The sequence below is a fragment of the Flintibacter muris genome, assembly GCF_943192995.1.
GTDB lineage: Bacteria > Bacillota > Clostridia > Oscillospirales > Oscillospiraceae > Lawsonibacter > Lawsonibacter muris.
The window spans coordinates 1-1,191 of the sequence record NZ_CALPCP010000121.1; the positions used below are offsets into that span (position 1 = coordinate 1).

Annotated in this window: 1 protein-coding gene; it reads right to left on the reverse strand. The window is 51.6% G+C overall.

All coding sequences use genetic code 11. The annotated features are described in order from the left end of the window. Positions 1–118: 118 nt before the first annotated feature. On the reverse strand, positions 119–1,120 hold the full coding sequence (locus NFS22_RS23595; RefSeq protein ID WP_251320059.1) for an IS5 family transposase: 1,002 nt from the start codon (positions 1,118–1,120) through the stop codon (positions 119–121). Between the last annotated feature and the right edge of the window lie 71 nt (positions 1,121–1,191).

Below are 1,191 nucleotides of genomic sequence, written 5' to 3' on the forward strand. Positions count from 1 at the left end.
TTAGGGAACCGCTGATTAAAGGCCCGTCAAACGCAATATGCAATCGAAATTGGGGGTAAAAATCCAAGTATAGGCCCGTATTGAGGGTAAAACACTCATTCTCCCTCTCTTATCCGATCTAAAGGGCGCAGGAACCCCAAGCGGGGCGTAATGAACCGCCCGCCCTGGCAAGCATATACAGGTTTGCACTGGCAAAGAGCACGTGTAATCGGTTGAGATTTTTTTGCAGTCCGCGGTAAACTGTCTTTCGGAAACCGAAAATATTCTTCACAATTCGGTAGGGATGCTCCACCTTACAGCGTACAGCGGATTTGCGGTTTTCAATGTATCGCTCCCAGTCAATGGCGTTGTCGGAAACCTTGGGCAGCCGACCTGGACGGCGGTTGATTCGGTATTCGATGGTGGAAAGCTGAGGGTCATGTTTGACTTCATCCCGTTTTTCCAGCCCCAGGTATGCGCTGTCCCCATAGACGACCTCGTCATCCTCCCGCAGTAGCTTCGCCGCTACGGTGACATCATGGACATTGGCGGACGTAGCTTCCACCGTATGGACAAACCCGCTGCCCGCATCCACCCCGGTATGGCATTTCATACCGAAATGCCACTGATTTCCCTTTTTTGTCTGGTGCATTTCGGGGTCTCGCTTCTTTTCCGCGTTCTTGGTGGAGCTGGGCGCGCTAATCAGCGTGGCGTCCACAATGCTGCCGCCCCGCATCATCCGCCCAGCCCGCTCCAGGCAGTGGTTAATGGCATCAAAAAACAATTTCCCAATCCCGTGTTCCTCTAGCAGATGCCGAAAATGCAGCAGCGTGGTGGCGTCCGGGACGTCCTGTTCAAAAAAGTTGATCCCCATGAATTTCCGCATGGCATAGCTGTCGTAAATGGCATCCTCCACGCCCTCATCTGACAGGTTGAACCAACATTGCAGCAAATACATCCGCAGCATGATTTCAATCTCAATTGGTGGACGGCCACGCTCTCCTGTTGGATAGTACGGCCTGATAATTCCTACCCATTCGTCCCATGGGATGATCTCGTCCATAATCTCCAGAAATTCTTCCCGTTTCGTTTTCTTTTTCCGGCAGCTGTACTCCATATCGCTGAAACTTTCCTGTTTCATTTCTTCTGCCCCCTTCCCTTCTATTTTACCATACTTTCCGGGCGGGGGGGATTAAATCAGTGGTTCCTTAG

Excerpts from the sequence above, each read along its gene's own strand:
- NFS22_RS23595 (WP_251320059.1), bottom strand. The coding sequence starts at position 1,120 with ATGAAACAGGAAAGTTTCAGCGATATGGAGTACAGCTGCCGGAAAAAG.